The sequence below is a fragment of the Psychrobacter sanguinis genome, assembly GCF_020736705.1.
GTDB classification, from domain to species: Bacteria; Pseudomonadota; Gammaproteobacteria; order Pseudomonadales; family Moraxellaceae; genus Psychrobacter; species Psychrobacter sanguinis.
On the sequence record NZ_CP085990.1, the window covers coordinates 1,581,032 to 1,602,773 of the forward strand.

The 21,742-nt window shown below is 41.7% G+C and carries 18 protein-coding genes; 7 read left to right on the plus strand and 11 right to left on the minus strand.

Annotated features, from left to right (window positions below; translation table 11 throughout):
- Positions 1 to 80: 80 nt before the first annotated feature.
- Positions 81 to 635 (minus strand): septation protein IspZ, encoded by a 555-nt coding sequence (ispZ, locus tag LK453_RS06690; RefSeq protein ID WP_007395670.1) that lies wholly within the window; start codon positions 633 to 635, stop codon positions 81 to 83.
- A gap of 254 nt (positions 636 to 889) precedes the next feature.
- Here ispZ and LK453_RS06695 point away from each other — a divergent pair, with 254 nt between their 5' ends.
- On the plus strand, positions 890 to 1,822 hold the full coding sequence (locus LK453_RS06695; RefSeq protein ID WP_007395669.1) for a PHP domain-containing protein: 933 nt from the start codon (positions 890 to 892) through the stop codon (positions 1,820 to 1,822).
- Here LK453_RS06695 and truD read toward each other — a convergent pair whose 3' ends face one another.
- Positions 1,823 to 3,019 carry a tRNA pseudouridine(13) synthase TruD gene (truD, locus tag LK453_RS06700; protein WP_201534566.1) on the minus strand — a complete coding sequence of 399 codons (1,197 nt, stop codon included), beginning with the start codon at positions 3,017 to 3,019 and terminating at the stop codon, positions 1,823 to 1,825.
- Between the two features lie 133 nt (positions 3,020 to 3,152).
- Here truD and LK453_RS06705 point away from each other — a divergent pair, with 133 nt between their 5' ends.
- A complete protein-coding gene (locus LK453_RS06705) occupies positions 3,153 to 3,713 on the plus strand; it encodes a GNAT family N-acetyltransferase (protein ID WP_007395667.1) in 561 nt (186 codons plus the stop codon).
- Between the two features lie 97 nt (positions 3,714 to 3,810).
- Here LK453_RS06705 and LK453_RS06710 read toward each other — a convergent pair whose 3' ends face one another.
- The 4 genes from LK453_RS06710 to lon all read right to left on the minus strand — a co-directional run bounded on the left by LK453_RS06710 (position 3,811) and on the right by lon (position 10,112).
- Complete coding sequence (locus tag LK453_RS06710) at positions 3,811 to 4,908, minus strand: regulatory protein RecX (RefSeq protein ID WP_201534569.1); 1,098 nt, start codon at positions 4,906 to 4,908, stop codon at positions 3,811 to 3,813.
- A 70-nt stretch (positions 4,909 to 4,978) separates the two neighbouring features.
- Positions 4,979 to 6,031, minus strand: coding sequence for a recombinase RecA (gene recA / locus LK453_RS06715; protein ID WP_201529920.1), 1,053 nt, complete (start codon positions 6,029 to 6,031; stop codon positions 4,979 to 4,981).
- A 463-nt stretch (positions 6,032 to 6,494) separates the two neighbouring features.
- Positions 6,495 to 7,046, minus strand: coding sequence for a superoxide dismutase family protein (locus LK453_RS06720; RefSeq protein WP_201529922.1), 552 nt, complete (start codon positions 7,044 to 7,046; stop codon positions 6,495 to 6,497).
- Between the two features lie 489 nt (positions 7,047 to 7,535).
- Complete coding sequence (lon, locus tag LK453_RS06725; protein ID WP_227674394.1) at positions 7,536 to 10,112, minus strand: endopeptidase La; 2,577 nt, start codon at positions 10,110 to 10,112, stop codon at positions 7,536 to 7,538.
- Positions 10,113 to 10,451: 339 nt separating this feature from the next.
- Here lon and LK453_RS06730 point away from each other — a divergent pair, with 339 nt between their 5' ends.
- A complete protein-coding gene (locus LK453_RS06730) occupies positions 10,452 to 11,828 on the plus strand; it encodes a Na+/H+ antiporter family protein (RefSeq protein WP_201534572.1) in 1,377 nt (458 codons plus the stop codon).
- A gap of 112 nt (positions 11,829 to 11,940) precedes the next feature.
- On the opposite strand, the gene LK453_RS06735 is transcribed toward LK453_RS06730, so the two are convergent.
- Both LK453_RS06735 and LK453_RS06740 read right to left on the minus strand, forming a co-directional pair.
- Entirely contained in the window at positions 11,941 to 12,234 is a 294-nt protein-coding gene (locus LK453_RS06735; RefSeq protein WP_201534574.1) for a hypothetical protein, read from the minus strand.
- A complete protein-coding gene (locus LK453_RS06740; protein WP_201534577.1) occupies positions 12,231 to 12,845 on the minus strand; it encodes a 5-formyltetrahydrofolate cyclo-ligase in 615 nt (204 codons plus the stop codon). Before LK453_RS06740 ends, LK453_RS06735 begins: the two co-directional genes overlap by 4 nt.
- A gap of 241 nt (positions 12,846 to 13,086) precedes the next feature.
- On the opposite strand from LK453_RS06740, the gene fumC reads away from it, so the two are divergent.
- The 3 genes from fumC (at position 13,087) to LK453_RS06755 (ending at position 17,365) form a co-directional block, all read left to right on the plus strand.
- A complete protein-coding gene (gene fumC / locus LK453_RS06745) occupies positions 13,087 to 14,475 on the plus strand; it encodes a class II fumarate hydratase (protein WP_201534579.1) in 1,389 nt (462 codons plus the stop codon).
- A gap of 614 nt (positions 14,476 to 15,089) precedes the next feature.
- A complete protein-coding gene (locus tag LK453_RS06750; protein ID WP_201534582.1) occupies positions 15,090 to 15,521 on the plus strand; it encodes an ACP-like domain-containing protein in 432 nt (143 codons plus the stop codon).
- A gap of 575 nt (positions 15,522 to 16,096) precedes the next feature.
- Positions 16,097 to 17,365: an ammonium transporter gene (locus LK453_RS06755; protein WP_201534585.1), complete on the plus strand. Its 1,269-nt coding sequence runs from the start codon at positions 16,097 to 16,099 to the stop codon at positions 17,363 to 17,365.
- Positions 17,366 to 17,520: 155 nt separating this feature from the next.
- Here the strand turns inward: LK453_RS06755 and LK453_RS06760 are convergent, their stop codons facing one another.
- From LK453_RS06760 to LK453_RS06770, 3 genes are all read right to left on the minus strand, one after another.
- Positions 17,521 to 17,949: an Hsp20/alpha crystallin family protein gene (locus LK453_RS06760; protein WP_007395654.1), complete on the minus strand. Its 429-nt coding sequence runs from the start codon at positions 17,947 to 17,949 to the stop codon at positions 17,521 to 17,523.
- 217 nt (positions 17,950 to 18,166) lie between these two features.
- Positions 18,167 to 18,721 (minus strand): rRNA maturation RNase YbeY, encoded by a 555-nt coding sequence (gene ybeY / locus LK453_RS06765; protein ID WP_201534605.1) that lies wholly within the window; start codon positions 18,719 to 18,721, stop codon positions 18,167 to 18,169.
- A gap of 161 nt (positions 18,722 to 18,882) precedes the next feature.
- The gene (locus tag LK453_RS06770; protein ID WP_201534608.1) at positions 18,883 to 19,986 is read right to left on the minus strand and encodes a PhoH family protein; all 1,104 of its coding nucleotides are present in this window, start codon (positions 19,984 to 19,986) and stop codon (positions 18,883 to 18,885) included.
- A gap of 378 nt (positions 19,987 to 20,364) precedes the next feature.
- Here LK453_RS06770 and LK453_RS06775 point away from each other — a divergent pair, with 378 nt between their 5' ends.
- Positions 20,365 to 21,720, plus strand: coding sequence for a UbiH/UbiF/VisC/COQ6 family ubiquinone biosynthesis hydroxylase (locus LK453_RS06775; protein ID WP_227674395.1), 1,356 nt, complete (start codon positions 20,365 to 20,367; stop codon positions 21,718 to 21,720).
- Positions 21,721 to 21,742: the final 22 nt, after the last annotated feature.

Consider the following 21,742-nt stretch of genomic DNA (forward strand, 5'->3'; position numbering starts at 1 on the left):
CATATAAAAAAGAATAGCTAATAAAAAGATAGCTTTTAAATCAAGTTTAAACCGCTATTAACTCTGGGTTTAACGCTAAGTTATTTCTGTGATTTATTGTCAGTAATTTCAGGGTTAAGATGGTTTTTAAGTATAACAAACTGACCCACCATAAACACCAACATGAAAGGTAACCAGCCATAGCTTTTAAAGTTAATCCACGTCTGTTCGCTGGTATAAAAGGCAAAGTAGTACTGTAAGATGGCCATAATAATAAAGTAGCCCATCCAAGCTAAGGTGAGTTTGTTCCAGCCTGATTTGGTTAGGGTAAACACGCTTTTCATGGCCATTTGTAATAGAGGTTTTCCGATTAACACACTGACTAACAAGGCGACAGCGAATACCCCATTAATGACCGTTGATTTCCATTTCAAATAAATATCGTCATGGAACAACAAGGTTAAACCACAAAATAAAACGGTTAATACTAAGGTGACTACCTGTTGCTTGGTAAGACGGCCTCTTTGACTGATTAAATGAATAACTGCAACTGCCACAGTGGCGATTAAGATTGCCCCAGCACCAGCCAAAACACCTTGGGTTTTTGCCACATAAAAGAAGGCGAGTAACGGGATAAAATCTAACAATGCTTTCATAGAAGTCACAATAATAAATGAATAAGGTAAGTAAAATAACGTGTGGCGATAGTTTACACGCCATTACCCATAAAAAAAAGCATTGGCGACACAACATAGCGGTAAACAAGGGGCTATAAGGTGGTTAGTTTTAGTTAGTAGTAGATAGTTAATACTAGGCCGACAAAAATTGCTTTTATAATTTATCGACAAATTAAGGCGATTAACCGTTACAATATTAACTATAAAACCCTCTCATTATAAAGACCGAAATTATGTCTCCTAGCACCGCAGCACCACAATCTTCAAACTTATCTTATAAGCGTATCGACTTACATAGTCACAGTACCTGCTCTGATGGCAGTAATAATCCCACTCAGTTATTACAAAAGGCCAGCGATGCCAATATAGATATTTTCGCTCTAACTGATCACGATACGTTGGTAGGGATTCCTGAAGCCAAAAAGGCGGCAGAAAGTCTGGGTATCCACTTAATTAATGGGGTAGAGATTAGCTGTCAGCATACGCTTACGGGTGGCTACGGTAAAAATAAAGCCAAGGATAAAGTGATACATGTGCTTGGTCTGGGCTTCACCGACTTTGATGAGATGAATGATACTTTAACCCACATTCAAACCAGCCGTGGTAATCGTGGCCGTATGATTGTTGAAAAAATGGCAGAATTAACCGGTCATGATTTTGCAGAGTTGTGGCAAGCAGTGCTGGATAAAGCGGAGGGCAATGCCGATGCAGTAGGCCGTGCTCACATCGCCAAAGTGTTGCTGGAAAAAGAAATTGTGCCCACGATGCAAAAAGCTTTCGATAAATACTTGGCAGATAACAAAGCGGCGTATGTGCCTATCGAGACGTTAAGCATGGAAGATACCATTAGTTTGATTCATCGCTGTGGTGGTAAAGCAGTCTTGGCTCATCCAACCCGTTATAACTTATCGGCGACACGGGTACGTAAATTGATTGCTGAGTTTGCTGAGTTTGGCGGCGATGGCTGTGAATTACCCAGCAATGACGAGCCATTAAGCACCCGGCGCATGGTGGATCGCAGTATTGCAGAGCACAATCTTCAGGTATCGACGGGCAGCGATTTTCATGGTACCAGCATGCCATGGCGTAGGCTGGGTGATGTGCCAAGCCTAGCCGAAGGTCAAACGTTGGTTATTGAAAGCTTGCTGAGCCCGTCAGAAGTTTAGTTATTGAGTTAAGTCCGCGACTAAGTTGGCCAATACACTGGTGGCAAAAGTCCCAGTGGGTAAGCTAAACTTTAACAGCAAAGTTTGTTCATCAATCCACGACCATTGCAAGTCATCAACTGGCAAGCGTACTGCTCGGCGCATGGTCTTTAAGTCTTTGTTCTCAAGTCCTTGAGCCAGTCTTTGTAAGATGGGGTTTTGTGCAATAATCTTATCTTCTAACGCTTTAGCCTCACCTACAACTTTGTCATTTTTAAGACCCCATAACGGCGCAGTGGGATGAATGTCACCACTGATCAAACGCTGCTGCAGCTCCTCATCCATTGCTTCGGTGCCAAACACAGAGCCTGACCCGTTTAGATTGAAAACCTCACCAGCAAGTCCCGTATCCCAATTGCCTTGCTCAACACGAGCGGAAACGATTTGATTAAAAATAGCACTTCGTGCAGAAGACAATAGTAGGGACTGTAAGTCGCGACTTTTCTTAGGATGTGGGTTACGACCATGGATGGTACCGTGCTCGAACCACTCCAAGGCAGTGGCAATATTGTTACCCTGTCTACCAAAGCGCTGCTCACCGAAGTAGTTGGGCACGCCCGCTTTGGCAATATGGGTTAATACCTCGTCCACCTGAGACGTTGTTTGCGCAACCAAGCTATTAAGTTGTATATCGGTTAGACGAATAGCAAAGCGATTGGTCTTGTGCGTCCCGCGATTGAGCTTCTTGCTGTGCCAAGCCTGCTGTAATACCTCGACCGATTCTTGTGCTTTAGTGCCTGAGTGTTTGTTAGCATCAGCGTTAGATTTTAGGGCAGATGCGTTAATAAAATCTTCAAAAGTGGTCTGAGGTAATTGACCTTTTGGAATACGTAAGCTGAACCACTGAGTCGTGACTGCTTGACGGTCTTTTAATCCAGAGTAGCCCACATCTCGGCTTGGAATTTTAGCCCACTTTGCCAATTGCTCAGCCACAAAGTTGGTATTCATACCGGTTTTTTTAATCAGCAACCATAAGTGTTCACCTTCGCCGCTAAGCGCTAGCTCTAATAGCTCATCGACCTGAAAGTCGCTTGACGAGCCTTTAAAGTTCGCTTTTGAAATAGGGGCAGGGTAAGGTTGTGCTAAGTTTTGACTGTCAGTAAGTTGGGCAATTTGCTCGGAGGTAATGTCAGGTAACGTAGGTTTAGAGGAAGTCATAAGCGGCTCAAATAATAAGATTATTTCGGAAAATGGGGAGGCATAACTTGGATAATAACATGTTTACTTCCCTGCTTAATTTTTGGTTTAATAGCTTGATGCCTTATTTTGCTAACCCTGTGGAGAAACAGTCATGTCTAGCCCCGATGTCTTTTTGCGTCAAGCCACCATTGATGATGTTCAGTCACTGCTAAGCTTGTTAAACCAATGCTATCGTGATGATGTGGGCTGGACCAATGAAGCGCATTTGATAGGCGGTATACGTACCACAGCCACTGAAATTGAGTCTGTAATTGCCAACAAACGCCACTATTTATTTGTTTTTCCAGAGGTCAAAGATGGTGCCGAAACGGGTAACATACTCGGCTGTATTGCAGTAGAGGTAAAAGCAGAGCAAGATACCGCTTATATCGGCATGTTTGCAGTACATCCTAGTCTTCAAGGCAAAGGGGTTGGCAATCAAATACTGCAAGCGGCTGAGACATTCGCCGGTCGTCATTTAAAAGCCGGTGACAATCCCGCCAAAACCCGTCTTACCATGAGTATCTTAAGCCATCGTCCTGAGCTATTGTCTTATTATCAACGCCGAGGTTATGTCTTAAATGGGAAGAGTCTACCGTTCCCAGAAGATGGTAATAACGGTGAGCTTAAGCGTGCAGGGCTAGAGCTACTTGAGCTAGAAAAACAGCTATAAGGCTAAATCGCCCTAATTTAATGTCGACATAAATTGATGTCGATGCTGGTTAGGCTGCGAAGCCATAAGCCATAAGCCATAAGCCATAAACTAAGAGCTAAAAGCGATCGTCTAAAGTGTCTAGGTTATGGCCAATGGCTTGGAAACAAATATCAGGTTTAAAGCCGCGATACTGCAAAAATCTAAGCTGACGCGCCTTTATCTTTTGATCGGTAGGAATGTCATTACCGTATTTTTTGACACGGGCTTCTACAGCTAAGCGCAACCAATCCACGCCTTCCACCAGATCATTATCAGACAATACGTCAACGAACTCTTCATTGTCATGCATCGCCATATCAATCAATTCATCAATGTTGGAAGGAACTTCTACTTTTCTTTTATAAAAATCATTTTTAATACGCAGTCGTCCACGACCTTTACGGATGCCTTCACGGATAAGCATTAGCGCAGTGCGGTGATCGCTTTGATAACCTTTTTCAGCAAACTCTTGCAGTAGTTCTTCAATTTTTTCAGGGTCTTGCTCTTTGTCGAGAAGCTTTTGACGCAGCTCTCCCGCTGAATGCTCACGTCTGGACAGATAATAAAAGGCCAGCCATCTGAGACGACTGTTGGCTTTGATTTCCTCTTTCTCTGCTTGACGCTGTTCAGGCGTTTTTAAGTAAGCCTTCAGCGCACTCGGCAGATTGTCAAAAGAAGCCGCAGTATCTTCAGTAGACTCAATATTGGGGCTCATATCAGAACCCGTGTCAGAAACTACTTTGTTCTGCTGTTCACTGTCTTCAGCTTCGTGTCTTACTTGGGCCAATACGTTTTTAATGCTATTGGGGTCGACTTCTTTTATCGGCTCACTGTGCTTGACCTTGGGCTGATAGGGAGATGCCGGATGAAAGGTCTTTTTCTTTTTGCGTTTTTTGGCTTTGGTTTCTTTATTAGAATCTGTTTGTGATTGTGAATCATAGCGAGGCTGTGAGTCTGTCGATGTTGCAAAATCATGAGCGTCATGAGACTCATAAGAGTCATGACTGTTATCGTCAGACACAGCAAAGCCCCGGGCAGAGGTAGACTTTCTAGCCTGAGCCCGTGGCTGATTATTTGCTTTGCTTTTTGGAGGGGAGGGCTTTTTATGGCGTTGAGAACCCTCCGATTTCTGAGCGTTCTCTGCCACAATTTGAGCTAAGGTTTTTATCTCCATAATGCTTAGTTAAGCCTTAGGTTAACAGCCGCTCTACAGTTAGAGGACTCATTAATAAAACGCTGGTGGTTTAAGCTTCTGGTTCTTCTAATTCAGGTTCAACGTCAACTTTTTCAGCGCCCTTTTCTGGTACAACAGCCAGTTTTTCAGCACGAATTTTAGCTTCAATTTCTTCGGCAATGGCTGGGTTGTCCTTTAAAAATAGCACTGAGTTGGCTTTACCTTGACCGATTTTTTCATCGCCATAGCTGTACCAAGCGCCTGCCTTACCGACCACACCAATCTCAACACCTAAGTCGATAACTTCCGCTAAATGGTTAGTACCTTCGCCATAAGTGATTTCGAACTCCGCTTGGCGGAAAGGAGGGGCCATTTTGTTCTTGATAACTTTAACACGGGTTTGGTTACCAATAATTTCATCACCACTCTTCACGGCACCAATACGGCGGATGTCTAGGCGAACTGATGCATAGAATTTAAGAGCGTTACCACCGGTAGTGGTCTCTGGTGAACCGAACATAACCCCAATCTTCATACGAATCTGGTTAATAAAGATTACCATACAGTTAGAACGCTTAGCATTACCAGTGATTTTACGCAGTGCCTGACTCATCAAACGCGCTTGTAAGCCCATATGGCTGTCGCCCATCTCGCCTTCGATTTCAGCACGCGGGGTCAACGCTGCTACCGAGTCAATAACGATCATATCTAGCGCGCCTGAGCGAACCAACATGTCGGTAATTTCCAAAGCTTGCTCGCCATTATCAGGCTGTGATACCAGTAAATCGTCGGTATTCACGCCTAATTTACGGGCATAAACAGGATCTAGTGCGTGTTCAGCATCGATAAAGGCACAGGTACCGCCTTGCTTTTGACACTCAGCAATAGCTTGTAAGGTTAAGGTGGTTTTACCTGAGCTTTCAGGGCCATAAATTTCGACGATGCGACCTTTTGGTAAGCCGCCAATACCTAAAGCAATGTCTAGACCTAATGAGCCCGTGGAAACCACATCCACATCTAGAGCAGCAGAATTGTCGCCTAAATGCATGATGGTGTTTTTACCAAATTGCTTTTCAATTTGACCTAAGGCTGCTTTTAACGCTTTGGCTTTATTGTCATCCATAATGATGTCCTAATTTAAGTTATAAAAATTTTGTCGTTAATTGATTTGAATAAGTGATGTTTTTAGTTGAAAGTTAATTTTATTTAACAACGCCGCTCATTATAAAGATTAAATCACAATTTAGGTGGACTAATGAAAATTATCAGGAACTAATAGAAAATGAATTTGCGAACTGGATTTAAACTTGGTTAAAAATGAGTAATGATGACGGGTGTTTTGATAGGATAAGTATAACAAATTATCCCAAACTAGATAGAGGGCAATGGATGCTATACGACACTATTTGTCGTGTATATTACGGACACTTTCATAGCGAATTAAAGTAGTTGAGACATAAAAAAACGTCAGTCCCTAAGATTAGAAACTGACGTTGAATAAAAGCGAAATTTATTGGAGTAGAGTCTATATTATATAACTAATGAATTATATTGCTAATAATAAGTCTCTTAAACTCTAACTTTAATTAGTAAGCGTCAATAACACCACAAGCAGCACGGTCACCCGAGTTACCAGAAGGCTGGCTCACATAATCATCAGCACCGGCATGAAGCACAATCGCACGCTTATAAACACTGTTTGCGCCTTGTTTGTTTGCTGAAATGTCTCTTCTAGTAAAGTTTACGCTCGCGACACCATTGGCATCAGCAGTAATGTTAGGTAAGTCACCGGCATGGCTCTGTGGGCTATTTGGGTTACCGTGAGGTTTGCCAAATGGGTTGAAATGACCACCCGCGCTTTGAGCTTTGCTTGAACAGCTGCCATTTTCATGGATATGAATGGCGTAGGTAGATCCTGGGTTTAAACCATTTAATTTACCAAATACTTGAACGCCATTACTTACAGGGCGAAAGTAAATTTTGCCAATATGGGCTTGGCTAACATCTACAGTTTGAACTTGTGCTTCTAATGTAGGTTGTACTTCTTCTGGTAAATCACCCTTGGTTGGGGTGCTTTGACAAGCGCTTAGGGCAAGGGCAGAGGCCAAAACGGCTGAGGCTGTAAATAACTTTTTCATAAATACTCCTATTATTGTTTATGTTTTTATTAAAATAAATTATTAAGATAAATCTTGGTAAATACAGGTTCGATAAAATTAAAACCTGAGTAGATTAAAATGAGCTAAAAAGTCAAAATGAATGTCTCTTTCTGGCTTTTTTTTATTCTTTATTGGTATTTTATTCTATTAATATTTCGCGATTAATCTTTATTATTAATATTGAAAGCTATCGATAGTGATAATTATTGGAATTAACATTAAACAGATATTAACAATAAAGAGTTAAGGCCAACTTAGACTGATGTGGGTCAGCTTTTTAAGTATAGCTACACCAATAATAAAAACCTTATCTAAAAACGTTGCAATACGTTATGAAATGTAAATACAGTAAGAAAGCGTTAATATAATCAAAGAAGTTTTGAAATAAAAAAAGCCGCTAGAAAGCGGCTTTTTTTGAATAACATTTTGAACAATAAAGATTCACCACACTAAGTGTTCTAAAAGTGATTAACTGCGTAGCGCTTTAGTAGATTTAGTGGTATCCACAGCTACTTTAGAAGGTTTTAGCGGTGTTGGCATTTCAACCAAGGCCACTTGTAACACCTCATCAATGTTAGACACCGGTTGAATGGTCAACCCTTGTTTTACATTGTCTGGAATCTCTGCCAGATCACGCTCGTTGGAGGCCGGAATCAACACATGTTTGATTCCACCACGATGAGCGGCCAGCAATTTCTCTTTTAGGCCACCAATACGAAGTACTTTACCACGCAGGGTTACCTCACCGGTCATAGCAATGTCTGGACGAATAGCAATGCCAGTCATGGCAGACACTAGAGCCGTGGTCAGGGCAATACCTGCTGAAGGACCATCTTTCGGTGTCGCTCCTTCTGGCATATGAACGTGAACATCTTTTGCTTTGACAGTCTCGTAGTCAATACCCAGCATTTCGCCACGGGCACGTACCACACTCATCGCCGCTCGGATGGATTCTTTCATCACATCGCCCAATGACCCGGTGTAAACAAGCTCACCTTTACCTGGCATGGTAATCGCTTCAATGGTCAACAACTCACCACCGACACTGGTCCAAGCAAGACCGGTAACGCGGCCCACTTCAGGCTCTTCTTCAGCCAAGCCAAAGTCATACTGATGAACGCCTAGATAGTCGCTGATATTATCTGCATCTACCACCACGGTCTCAACCTTGGTTTTCTTAGAAGGCTTAACCCCATATTTATCAATGGATTCGCGAACCACTTTACGGCAAATCTTATTGACCTCACGCTCAAGGTTACGCACCCCTGCTTCACGAGTATAGCGCTGAACAATACTATGCAAAGCTTCTGGTACGATTTCGATTTCGTCGTTTTTTAGGCCATTTTGTTTAATGGCTTTAGGAACCAAGTACTTCTCAGCGATGTTGATTTTTTCATCTTCGGTATACCCTGGCAGACGAATGACTTCCATACGGTCCAGTAGCGCCGGTGGAATATCCATACTGTTGGCAGTACAGATAAACATCACTTGCGATAAATCTAAGTCCAGATCTAAGTAATGATCATTGAATTTATCGTTTTGTGAAGGGTCCAATACTTCAAGCAAGGCTGAAGCAGGATCGCCACGGAAGTCTTGTGCCATCTTGTCGATTTCATCCAACAAGAATAGCGGGTTTTTCACCTCAACTTTGGCCAATGACTGCACAATCTTACCTGGCATCGCCCCGATATAGGTACGACGATGGCCTCGAATTTCAGCTTCATCACGTACGCCGCCTAACGCCATACGTACAAACTTACGACCGGTGGCACGAGCGATAGACTCACCCAATGAGGTTTTACCCACACCTGGAGGACCGACTAGACATAAGATAGGGCCACGTAGCTTTTTGACACGTGACTGCACCGCTAAATACTCTAAGATGCGGTCTTTAACATCTTTTAAGCCGTAATGGTCAGCATCAAGTACTTCTTCGGCTTTGTCTAATTTAATAGATACCTTAGTGGTTTTGTTCCAAGGCGTATCTAAAATCCATTCCACATAGTTACGTACCACTGAAGATTCGCTTGACGCTGGTGGCATCATTTTCAGCTTTTTAAACTCTTGCTCAGCTTTTTTGCGTACATCTTCTGGTAAGTCCGCTTCTTTTAAACGGGCTTCTAATTCTTCAATGTCATCATCGGCATCAAAAGAGCCATCACTGATTTCTGAAAGCTCATTTTTAATGGCTTTCATTTTTTCGTTTAAGAAGTACTCACGCTGGTTGTTTTCCATCTGACGGCGAACTGCTTCTTGGATATCTTGTTCAATAGACTGCTCGGCACTTTGCTTAGCAAGGTACTCAGTAAGCGTATTGATGTGCGTCGCAATGTCGTCTTTTTCGAGCAAAAGCTGCTTCGCTTCAAGATCCATAGAAACACGAGTGGCAATGAAATATACCAATTCTAATAAGTCATCGATACGTTCAGCGACTCGAATTAATTCACGACTATTACGCAAGCGCGCTTCAGCATAGTTAGCAAACAAGCTGCGTAGTGCCTCAATGGTGTTTTTTTGTTGCGATTCGCCCATAGGTAAGCTGATTTCACTCGGCGTGAACTCACCATGCAACATATCACCCGCATCAGTTACTTTGTCTAATTTGGCACGGTACTGACCTTCTATGAGCACCTTGATGCAGTTCTCATCGCTGTCATGTGGCATGGTGCTGACAATCCTACACACCGTACCATACTCATAAAGATTGTCTAACTGGATATCTTCGCTGAGCGAATCTTTTTGAGCCACAACCAATACCAATTCATCGAAGTTCTCTTGGGCCTCTTGAATGGCTTTAACCGAAGGTTCACGGCCCACAAACAAAGCGATTTGCATGTGAGGATAGACTACAACATCGCGCAAGGCGAGTAGCGGTAGAGAATGCGACCCGTCATCTGAACTCAGTGCCACATCCGTTGGCTCAAAATCTGTAGTTATGTCAGAGTCATCAGCAACATCATTTTCAGTAGACTCAGCATCATATTCAATGCTGTCATCGATCAGCTGCTCGAAATCACTGTCATAATCTTTATCGGATTTACTCATATTTTTTCCTTATCGTGTGACACAAACCTTCTTATTTAGAAGTTTTTTATGCTATGACTTACTAAATGGTGATGACCGATGATAATTGCAAGTTTAATTTGTCAGCATAATTCTTCAGCAATGACCTAACAAACAAAAATCGGTTAGAATAGAGAGTTTGTAACGCTACCTTTACCGGTTAGTTAACTTAAAAGCCATCTCGTTTTGATACTCACCCATGTCAATAGTCACTGATGATTAATGATATAGGTGCTATTGACTCAAAAACCAACTTTTATAGAAGATAGATTTACGCTTAAGCCACTGGCGTAGGCTACAGGTCTATACAAGGAACAAATTATGATTAATGCGGTACTGTTGGCCGTGATAGTGATGTTAGGACTATCATTGGCCCGAGTCCATGTTGTGCTCAGCTTATTAATAGGCGCAATGGTAGGGGGATTAGTAGGTGGCTTAGGGGTCGATGCCACATTGGCAGCTTTTCAGGAAGGCATTAAAAATGGGGCACAAATTGCCCTGTCGTATGCTTTGCTAGGTGCCTTTGCGGTGGCCATTGCACATTCAGGATTGCCGCAATCTTTGTCCAATACAGTGATTAATCGTATCAACAGTGAGCAAGGTGCAGGTTCCGGATCTATCAAATGGGCACTGTTTTTTGGCTTGGTACTGATGAGTATTTTCAGTCAAAACTTAATTCCCATTCACATTGCTTTTATTCCCTTGATTATCCCGCCATTATTAATGGTGTTTAATCGTCTTAAGGTTGACAGACGTTTGCTGGCTTGTTTGATGACCTTTGGCTTAGTGACGACCTACATGTTTGTGCCTTATGGATTTGGTGAGATTTACCTTAAACAGATTATGTTGAAGAACGTCGGTGAAGCCGGTTTGAATGTCGAAAATATCTCAGTAATGAAGGCCATGTCTATTCCTGCACTGGGGATGCTAGTGGGTTTATTAACCGCAATTTTTATCAGTTATCGTAAGCCTCGGCACTATAATTTGTCTGATTCACTGTCTGATGAAGGCAGCAGCTATACTGCGCCACAAGGCCAGGGAGATGCCTTGACTCAAGCAGCAACGACAGCGAATGCGCCCAGTAAAGGCAAAACGTTAGTTGCCTTACTGGCGATTGTCACCGCTTTTGTGGTTCAACTTTATACCGATTCATTACTGCTAGGTTCGCTATTTGGCTTTGGGGTATTTATGGCCACAGGCGTAGTTAAGTGGAATGAAGCCGATAGCGTATTTAATGAAGGCATTAAGTTAATGGCGATGATTGGCTTTATTATGATTACCGCCCAAGGCTTCGCCGAAGTGATGAAGGCGACTGATCAGATTGCACCGTTAATTGATGGGGCAACCAATCTATTCGCAGGTAATAAAGGAATAGCGGCTTTTGTGATGTTAGCGATTGGTCTAATCGTGACTATGGGTATTGGCTCATCTTTCTCAACCATTCCTATTATTGCGGCGATTTATGTGCCCTTATGTATGTCAATGGGCTTCTCACCGCTGGCTACTGTGGCCATTATTGGTACGGCTGGAGCGTTAGGCGATGCTGGTTCGCCTGCTTCTGATTCAACGTTAGGTCCAACGTCTGGTCTTAATGTGGACGGTCAGCACGATCATATTAAAGACAGTGTGATTCCAACCTTCTTACACTACAATATTCCGCTGTTAGTCTTTGGTTGGATAGCAGCGATGGTGCTGTAATCCAAGCTTTACAGTTAAGACTTAACCAAAAAGCGAGACAGTTTATCTGCCTCGCTTTTTTGTTTCTAAAAGCTCTGAAAGTAGCTTCAATCGGAGTCTGGTTGTTTAAGCTCTATTTTTCGAACTTATCAATCTCACCGGTCAAATAACCCAAAAAATCATCGCCATTATTCATCAAGGCTTTGAGCTTATCAGGATTAACCAAACGCGCCAGCTCCTCCTCAGTAAATAACTGCTCTTCAGGTGACAGCTGACGTTGAATGGCAACCTTTGAAGTTGCTTCCAGTGTTTGCAAATGCCGATCAACATTATCGGCACTTGAGCTTTCCGAACTATTAACGGTGTTTTTAGACTCGACAGAGTCTATATTGGTATTGCTGTCGTCTGATTGATGCGGTTTACTCATGAGAACCACCTTATTTTTTCAGGAGTTATCAGCGCATTAAGCGGTACATCCCAAGGCTTAGTTTGCAACTGATCTACCACCTGAAACTCATAACACCAACCAACACGCAACGGGTGCTTGCGATGGTTTTTTGAACTGCTGTATTGATAAGATTTGGCCATTGTGGTGTCATAAAACCCACCGCCCATGCCCATCCGATTGCCTTGTTCGTCAGCGGCTACTAACGGACAGATTATCAAATCAAGCTCATCGGCCGACAATAGCCGACGGTGTTTGCTTTCTTTCATTCCAAAAGGATGGCGTACGTTAGGAATATTAATCAGCTTAGTATGCTCAATCGGGGCAAAGCGGATATGCTTATTGTCTTTACCTAAGGTATTAATCACTGGCATATAAGCTTTGTAGCCCATACGCTGGCACCATTTTAATAAGGGCTGAGTAGGTAGCTCCCCAAAGTCATCCAAATAAATAGCCACTTTAGCCCTTTTGGGCAGGCGAGGGGTGAGCTTGGGTAGATAACGGCTGGCCATTGAGCCAGAAATTCGACGTTGCTGTTCAGTTAGCGAACGGCGTTGACGATTAATTTCGCGACGAGAAGGATTATTGGTCATAGTTTTGTTTATAATGATTAAGGTCAAAAATGATTGGGGTCAAAAGTTAGGATAAGTGCTTTGCACCTTACTGAAAAGGCTGTCGAAAAAACAGCCGCTATCAATGCGTTTGACATCAAGTCATGCTATCATATTTACGCTATATTTCACTCAGGCCTACTGTATCGGTAAGCTGAGTAATCAATGTCATTAATACCATAACAAATTCTTTTAGATTTTATATAAAAAAACAGGAGACATCATGTCAACTCGTATAGAAAAAGATACCATGGGTAATGTGGAAGTACCTGCTGACGCTTATTGGGGTGCTCAAACTCAGCGTAGCCGTGAAAACTTTAAGATTGGTGGTGAAGCTCTACCACGTCCAATGATTGAAGCAATGGCATTGGTTAAAAAAGCTGCGGCTATCACCAACGCTAGCTTGGGCCGTATCGAAGAAAGCCAACGTGACCTAATTATCCAAGCTGCTGACGAAGTAATCAACGGTGGTCTTACTGATCAGTTCCCACTAGTAGTATGGCAGACAGGTTCTGGCACTCAGTCAAACATGAACATGAACGAAGTACTTGCCAACCGTGCTAACGAAATCGCAGGTTCTGAGCGTGGTACTTATTCACCAGTTCACCCTAATGACCATGTAAACCATGCTCAATCTACTAACGACAGCTTCCCAACCGCTATCCGTGTGGCTGCTGCTCGTCAAATCAATAGCCTATTAATTCCTGCAGTTAAAGCGCTACGTGACACCTTAGACAAAAAAGCAAAAGAATTCGACAGCATCGTAAAAATTGGTCGTACCCATTTACAAGATGCTACGCCTCTAACTTTAGGCCAAGAGTTCAGTGGCTATGTTAGCCAGCTTGACCATGCGCTAGTGCGTATCGATAATGCATTAGAAGGCTTGTATCAGTTGCCTTTAGGTGGTACTGCAGTAGGTACAGGTCTAAACTCACACCCTGATTATGCAGTAAAAGCGGCTGAACAATTATCAGAATTGACAGGCCTACCTTTTGTTACCTCTCCAAACAAATTTGAAGCCTTAGCTGCTCGTGATGCTGAAGTATTTGCATCAGGCGCATTAAAAACATTAGCGGCAAGCTTAAACAAAATCGCAAACGACGTACGGTGGTTGGCCTCTGGTCCACGTTGTGGTCTTGGCGAGTTAACCATTCCTGAGAATGAGCCAGGCTCTTCAATCATGCCAGGTAAAGTTAACCCAACTCAGTCAGAAGCGATGACCATGGTTGTGGCTCAAGTCATGGGTAATGATGTCACTATTAGTATGGCGGGCGCTTCTGGTAACTTCGAGCTAAACGTATTTAAACCTGTTATCGCTTATAATTTACTACAATCTATCAAGTTATTAGGCGATGCTTGCAACAGCTTCAACGAAAACTGTGCGGTAGGTATTGAGCCTGTGAAAGAAAAAATCGATAACTTCTTACACAACTCATTAATGCTAGTAACCGCGTTAAACCGTCATGTGGGTTATGAAAACGCAGCGAAAATTGCTAAAACCGCTTATAAAGAAAACAAAACTTTGAAACAAGTAGCGGTAGAGCTTGAACTATTAACTGAAGCACAGTTTGATGAGTGGGTAATCCCTGCTGATATGGTTCATCCTAAATAAGCTTTTCTAGACCATAGCTTATATCGCTCAATTGTTTAAGTTATTTAAGTTTTTTAATATTTAACTTATTTAGATTAAGCATTTTGCACGAAAAGACCTTGCCATTTGTTTGGCAAGGTCTTTTCGATTTAATACCCGTATGTTTGATTAAGTGCTTATATTTTTCTACTTATACAAGTACGCATACAGCGTTTTTGGCCAAGGGGACAGAGTGTTTTTAATTGAGCTAGCGAGATTGGTTCAATAAAATTAGCTTAATAAAACTCGAGATAATGCCTATTCTAGATTGAAAGTTGGCTTATAAATAATAGCCAGATGCTATCGACCTAAGTTATTAATAAAACTAGAGTTTTTGGCTAAATTTATTTGCTAATTAAAAAGACAGCAACAGTGTATTGATATTTTAAGGCTAAACCCTTACAATAAATGTTATGTTATAACAAAATAATCAATTAACATTACTCTGAACTAACAGCAACTCAATAAGTATGGCTTTATCATATCCACATATTCCAAATGTTTAGGGCAACAAATATTTAAAGACTGGCATTTGGTTATTGGAGGAATATTTGTCCCTCCATTCTATTGTTCTAATTCTCAAACAAGGTATTTTTATGAAAAAATTAACCACTCTATTGTCTTCTGCTGCAGTATTATCAGCAGCATTAACTTCAGGTTCAGCGCTGGCATATTCAGATCAAGTGATGGATGCGGCAACCAGCTATGATTCAGCAACTAAAGTTAGACAAGTAAATTACAGCTGCCAAAGCAACAATAAAATCAGTGTAACTTATGGTTTTAACAAGCAAAACCTACCTACTTACGCTCAAGCAAACTTAAGTGGTAAAAACAGATTTTTACCTGTTAATTTAGGCCGCTCGGATGATGTTGATACAGTATTTGGTGATGAAGACAACTTCAGCATCATGAGTAATGCTATGCAACTGAATAACTATCATAAATCTAGCATTAATGTTCAAGATGCCAGTAGCAAAATCCTTTATAAAGGCTGCAATGTAAAATCAGTTAAAAGAATTAAAGGCTAATTCTATTCAATCTGTTTGAATAAAATTTAGTCGGTTTTTATTTAACTGTTTTTAATCTAAAAAGACCCTGTCATTCAATGGCAGGGTCTTTTTTTGTAGTCAATTAATCATTCACTCCGCTGATCAATTAATTAGTATCGCGTTTTCATCACCTATACCTATATTTATTCTTAATCGTTATTGGCTCAAGAGAAAAAATCTAATTGAAGAGTTCAAATAAGTAGCCTGCAGTAGCACAAATTACAATAAAACTTATGACTTTCCAATTTGGTGCAAATATTATTTATGAGTAATATTGGTGCAATTTTATAGTTTTATTAAATTTTATTGAGTGTCATTGAAGGAAAATAAAAAATAGATTTCTTTAAATAGAGGATATTAAATCCTCTTACTCTATTTAATGCTTAGTTTTGGGGCAAATAAAAATGAGACTTAGTAAAGATTGGGGAAGAATAAAGGGAAAATAGACGTGATTTACCCCGCACTCTATTTGGCATGAAATTTGAATATAATTTTTTAAATACGAATATTGTAGCTACTTTAACACTTGATAATTTAATGACTGAGAAATAGTGATGAAAAAAATTATATATCTACTAGCCGCCCTTGCCTGTAGTGGAAGCGCTTGGGCAGCCGATACCACAGCAGTGATAGACAGTGGTGATACCGCTTGGATTTTGGTTTCAACCCTATTGGTATTAATGATGACCATTCCAGGTTTGGCATTATTCTATGGGGGTATGGTTCGCAAGAAGAACGTCTTAGCAACGATGGGACATAGCTTTAGTGCGGCGGCTATGGTGACCGTAGTTTGGGTAATAGTGGGATATTCTTTAGCATTTGGCGATGGTGGTTTATGGCTAGGGGATATGAGTAAACTGTTATTAGAGGGCATTACCACAGATACGTTAAGTGGTACTATCCCTGAGATTTTATTTGCTATTTTCCAAATGACTTTTGCCATTATTGCGGTAGCGATTATCAGTGGTTCCGTGGCAGATCGAATTAAGTTCAGCGCTTGGATGGTGTTTATGGCGCTGTGGGTCTTGATCGTATATGCACCTATTACCCATTGGGTATGGGCACCTACCGGTTGGTTGTTCGCTGAAGGAGCACTCGACTTCGCAGGAGGTACTGTGGTGCATATTAACTCTGGGGTAGCCGGTTTGGTATTGGCCTATATGCTTGGTAAACGCATCGGCTACGGTCGTGAGTCGATGGCACCGCATAACTTAGTATTAAGCGTTATTGGTGCCAGTTTGATTTGGATAGGTTGGTTTGGGTTCAATGGTGGCTCAGCTTTGGCAGCAAATGGATCAGCAGCCTATGCGATTATGACCACACAGGTTGCCGCAGCAGCAGCGACTTTATCTTGGTTATTTTTCGAGCGTATCCTACATGGCAAAGCCTCTATCTTAGGCGCAGTTTCTGGGGCAGTAGCAGGCTTGGTGGTAATTACCCCTGCAGCCGGTTTTGTCGATATAAAAGGGGCTTTAATCATGGGCCTAATCGGTGGTGCAATCTGTCTATGGGGTACTAATGGCTTGAAACGCTTGCTTAAAGCAGATGATGCATTAGATGCTTTTGGTTTACATGCGGTCGGTGGGATAGTAGGCGCTGTGCTAACCGCAGTATTTGCCAGTGAAATGATTATGGGCAGACAAATTGACCTTATTCCGCAATTGGTGACTCAGATAGAAGGGGTAGTGGCGGTCATGATTTACTCAGCCATTATGACCTTTATTATTGCCAAAGTTATCGATATTACCATTGGATTGCGTGTTGGGGATGAAGAGGAACGTATGGGCTTAGACTTAAGTCAACATGGTGAGCGTGTTGAGTAAGCTAAAATCTAGTTAATATTTCTATAAGTAATAAAATCTCATTATGGTGTGTCCTCATTTTTAAAATGGCAATAAAAATACATTAAAAAAGGGCACATGATTTACTCATGTGCCCCTCGCTAATCAAGCATCAGTTAATTAATGCTAATACTGGATTACTTAATTTCTAACTTTTTGCTGTTAGAGCCAGTCAGTTTGGGTAATGACAGCTGTAATACGCCGTTCTCATAAGACGCTTCGGCCTTATCGACATCAATCTTCTCAGGTAACTGGAAGCTGCGTGATACTGAACCAAAGTAGCGCTCACTGCGTAGCACTTTATTACCTTCTTTTTGCTCATCTTTTTGAGTAATTTCAGCACTGATTGACACCACATCACCTGAAATTGATAAATCAATATCTTCTTTGGCCACGCCTGGAATTTCTGCATTAACTAAGAAAGTGCCGTCTTTTTCACTGACATCAATCTTAATTTTTGAAGCAGCAGGTAGAGCATCACCATGAAGTGGACGCATTAAGAAGCTAGGTGACATATCATCAAACAAGCTGTCAAAAAGTGAGTTTCTAGTTACTAATTTAGTCATATTATTATCCTCATAATCAAGGGTTTATTATGTGACATCTAAGTGTCTCTCTTACCTATATATATGCGGATAACTTTATTTTTTTCAAGTCTATTTGACAATATCAGTTAAAAAGACAATGTAGCCAGAAAGTAGTCTTAGCTTACTTAAGAAAATAGTGCCCTTCATATGTATCCTAAAAAAGAACAGAGTAATGGCAATAATTATTTAGCGATAACTACTTAGCAATATAAGGGTTAGCAATGCCCAACTTTTCTAGAATAGCAATTTCAAAGCCTTCCATTTCATCTTGCTCCGCCTGCCCCAACTCATGGTCGAAGCCTAACAAATGCAAAATGCCATGAACTAGTAAATGGGTCGCGTGGTCCGCTACCGTTTTGTGCTGATCACGGGCTTGCTGCTCGACTACTTCATGACAAATAACCAGTTCGCCAAGGGCGATTTCTGGCATCTCAGCTAAAATAAAGGCGGGTAAGTCGCTTGGGTAGGAGAGAATATTGGTGGCATAATCTTTATCACGGGCTTCCAGATTAAGCTCACGACCCTCAACGCTATCGGTAAGGTAGACACCCAATTGTTTTGGTTTCTGTGACCAAGTTTCGATATCTAATTCTTCAAAATAGGGCAAAGTTACAGGCTGGGTTCTCATAAACTTTAGACTAGTGTTTAACACCTGCTGAATGTGTTCAAGTGAATAGAATTTATCAGCAATCTCAGTTGCCACAGCCTCCGAGGTACTGATGTCAATAATAGGGGCAATAGAATCAGGCATTGTTGTTCCTGTTTAAAAATTAGATAGGGTGAAATTTGGTAAGTCTTGTTCTGGTAAAGATGATTTAGTATAGAACCGACTCATATAGAGCGAACAATAAAAAGCCGGATAAAGTTATCCGACTTATTAACTATTCGAGCTTTTAGCTTATTTTTGAAAAGCTATGATTTTGCAGCTAGTTCAGCTTGTTTGCGTTCTTGCTCTTCTCGGCGGGCTATTTTACGGGCCTCTTTAATGGCCTCTTGTTCTTCATCCCATACGCCATACGCTTCAACGATTTTTTGCACTAATTGATGGCGTACCACGTCTTTTGAATCAAATTTAGTAACATGAATTTCTTCAATTTTACCTAAGATTTGAATGGCTTGGGCCAAGCCTGACTTATGGCCACGGGGTAAATCCACCTGAGTTACGTCACCGGTAATAACCGCGCGTGAACCAAAGCCTAGACGGGTTAGGAACATTTTCATTTGTTCGGGCGTGGTGTTTTGCGCCTCGTCCAAAATAACGAATGAATTGTTCAACGTACGGCCACGCATATAAGCCAAAGGAGCAATTTCAATAATCTGCTTTTCGATTAATTTACCCACTTTTTCAAAGCCTAGCATTTCATATAAAGCGTCATATAACGGGCGTAAGTAAGGGTCGATTTTTTGGGTTAAATCACCCGGTAAAAAGCCCAGCTTTTCGCCAGCTTCTACCGCAGGACGTACCAACAAGATACGTTCGATTTCATTGCGCTCCAACATATCTACCGCACAAGCTACTGCCAAATAGGTTTTACCCGTACCGGCAGGACCCACCCCAAATGACACATCTGAGGTCAAGATACGCTGTACATAACGCTGCTGATTGCCACCGCGTGGGATAATTTTCCCTTTACGGGTCTTTAGCGCAATAGAGTCGTAATTGGCTTCAGCATCATATTCGAATGCTTCTGAATCAGGGTCTTCTTCAAGCTTGGCAGGCGTGGCAAAAGTATCGAATTCACGAGACATACTGGCTTGAATGATAAGGTGTAACTCTTGTGGGGCAATGTCTTTCTCAGATTGAGCTTCATCAGCTAACTTATTAAGGATAAAGTCGCCACGTTCTACCGCGGTTAAATCACCGGCCAAAATAAATTTATGTTGACGTTGATTGATATGAATGCCAAGGCGTTCTTCGATGTACTTAAGGTTATTATTGTATTCGCCAACCAAGATTTTCAGCTGTGACGAGGTTAAAAAATCTAGGTTAATTTTTCTAGTGACGGTATCAGTCAAGTGAGCATCCTTTTGTTATGTAGGTTTTAAAGCAGTGTATTTATTATGGCTGTTTAATAAGGAAATTCAAGCCATAGCGGCCATGCAGTTGGTCGATTTTTGTAAACTGTCGATTTTCAAAAACTAGGTGTTTATTTATAAACCACGCCCTAAACAAAATCCTACAGTAGAGTTAAAGGGTTAAGTTAAATCTGACCACAGTTTAAGGTAAGATAGAGATAGAACAATATACTACCTAAAGCCAATGACAATAAAGCCGACAATTAAGGTAACATGATAAGATACTAAATAAGATAGCACTAAATGATAGTGCTTGCTTAAGCCTAAAAATAAATAGACCGCTTTTATTAAAATAACAAAGTTGACCAGAGTAATCTCATGACAAATCAAACCGAAAATAATGCTTCGATTAATACGCCAAATCAGAAACAACCATCTTCTTCCTCAAGCCCATTACCCATAGCTAAAGGCCCATCTGCCTTTAATAATGCTATTACTGAACAAAATGTCATTATCGCAGGGGGCGGACATGTGGGCTTGTCTTTTGCGTTGCTATTGGCCGCTCAAGGCATCGCTATCACCATCGTGGAACGTAATAAATATCCAAAACTTAGCCCAAAAGAAGATGCCAAAAGAACCCACTACTTAGACAGCCGTAATACTGCTTTATCGAGACGTACGGTACAGATTTATCAAGAAATTGACTTATGGGATGAGCTACAAAGCCATGCTTGTCGTATCGACTCGGTTCAAGTTAGTGAGCAAGGCAGCTTTGGTTATGCTCAGCTTAACAAAGAAGAAGAGAAAGTAGAGTCTTTTGGCCAGGTAATGGAAAATGCTTGGCTAGGTCGTAAACTGCTATTGGCAGTGCAGCAAAGTCCTTTAATCGATTTGGTCGATGGGGCGACCGTAACCGATGTGACGCAGTCGACGACTTCAGTAACTATCACTTATGATACCGAAAGTGACCAGCAGCAGACTCTAACTGCCGATCTATTGGTCGCTTGTGATGGTCGAGATTCGACGGTGCGTAACCTGTTGGGCATTGGTACTAAAGATTATGATTATGGTCAGACCGCCATTGTTGGGGTAGTACAGACTGATAAGCCACATGAGCATATTGCCATCGAACGCTTTAGTCCAGCCGGACCTTTGGCGGTATTGCCATTAACTGATGCAGACGGCGATGGTAATGATCTTATGCAAGCCGGCTATCGTCGTTCTGTGGTATGGGTCTGCAAAAGCGGTGAAGAAAAGCAGTATTTGGAAGATGATGCATTGTTTATGGCGACGTTACAAAAAGCGTTTGGTCAGCGTGCCGGTACCTTTGTTGAAGCCGGTCGACGCGGTGCTTATCCGCTAACCCGAGTACTGGCTGAACGTCAGGTGGATGGCCGCGTAGTGATTATGGGCAATGCTGCTCACACGCTACACCCTGTTGCTGGACAAGGCTTTAACTTATGTATGCGCGACGCTCATGTACTGGCAAAAATGCTGGGCAATCAAGTGCTACGCGGAGAAGATATTGGCGATAGCAAAATGCTACAAGCTTACGAGCGTGCCCGTCAAAAAGATCAAAAACGGGTTATTCGCTTCTGTGATGCGGTAGTACATGGCTTTACCCATCCCAATCCAGCCATGAAGCTGGCACGTAACGTAGCGCTGATTGCCTTTGACAAGCTACCTAATGTGAAGCCGTTGGTGGCTAACTATGCAATGGGTCTGAAGTCCTAAAGTTTTAAGGTTTGGACAGCAA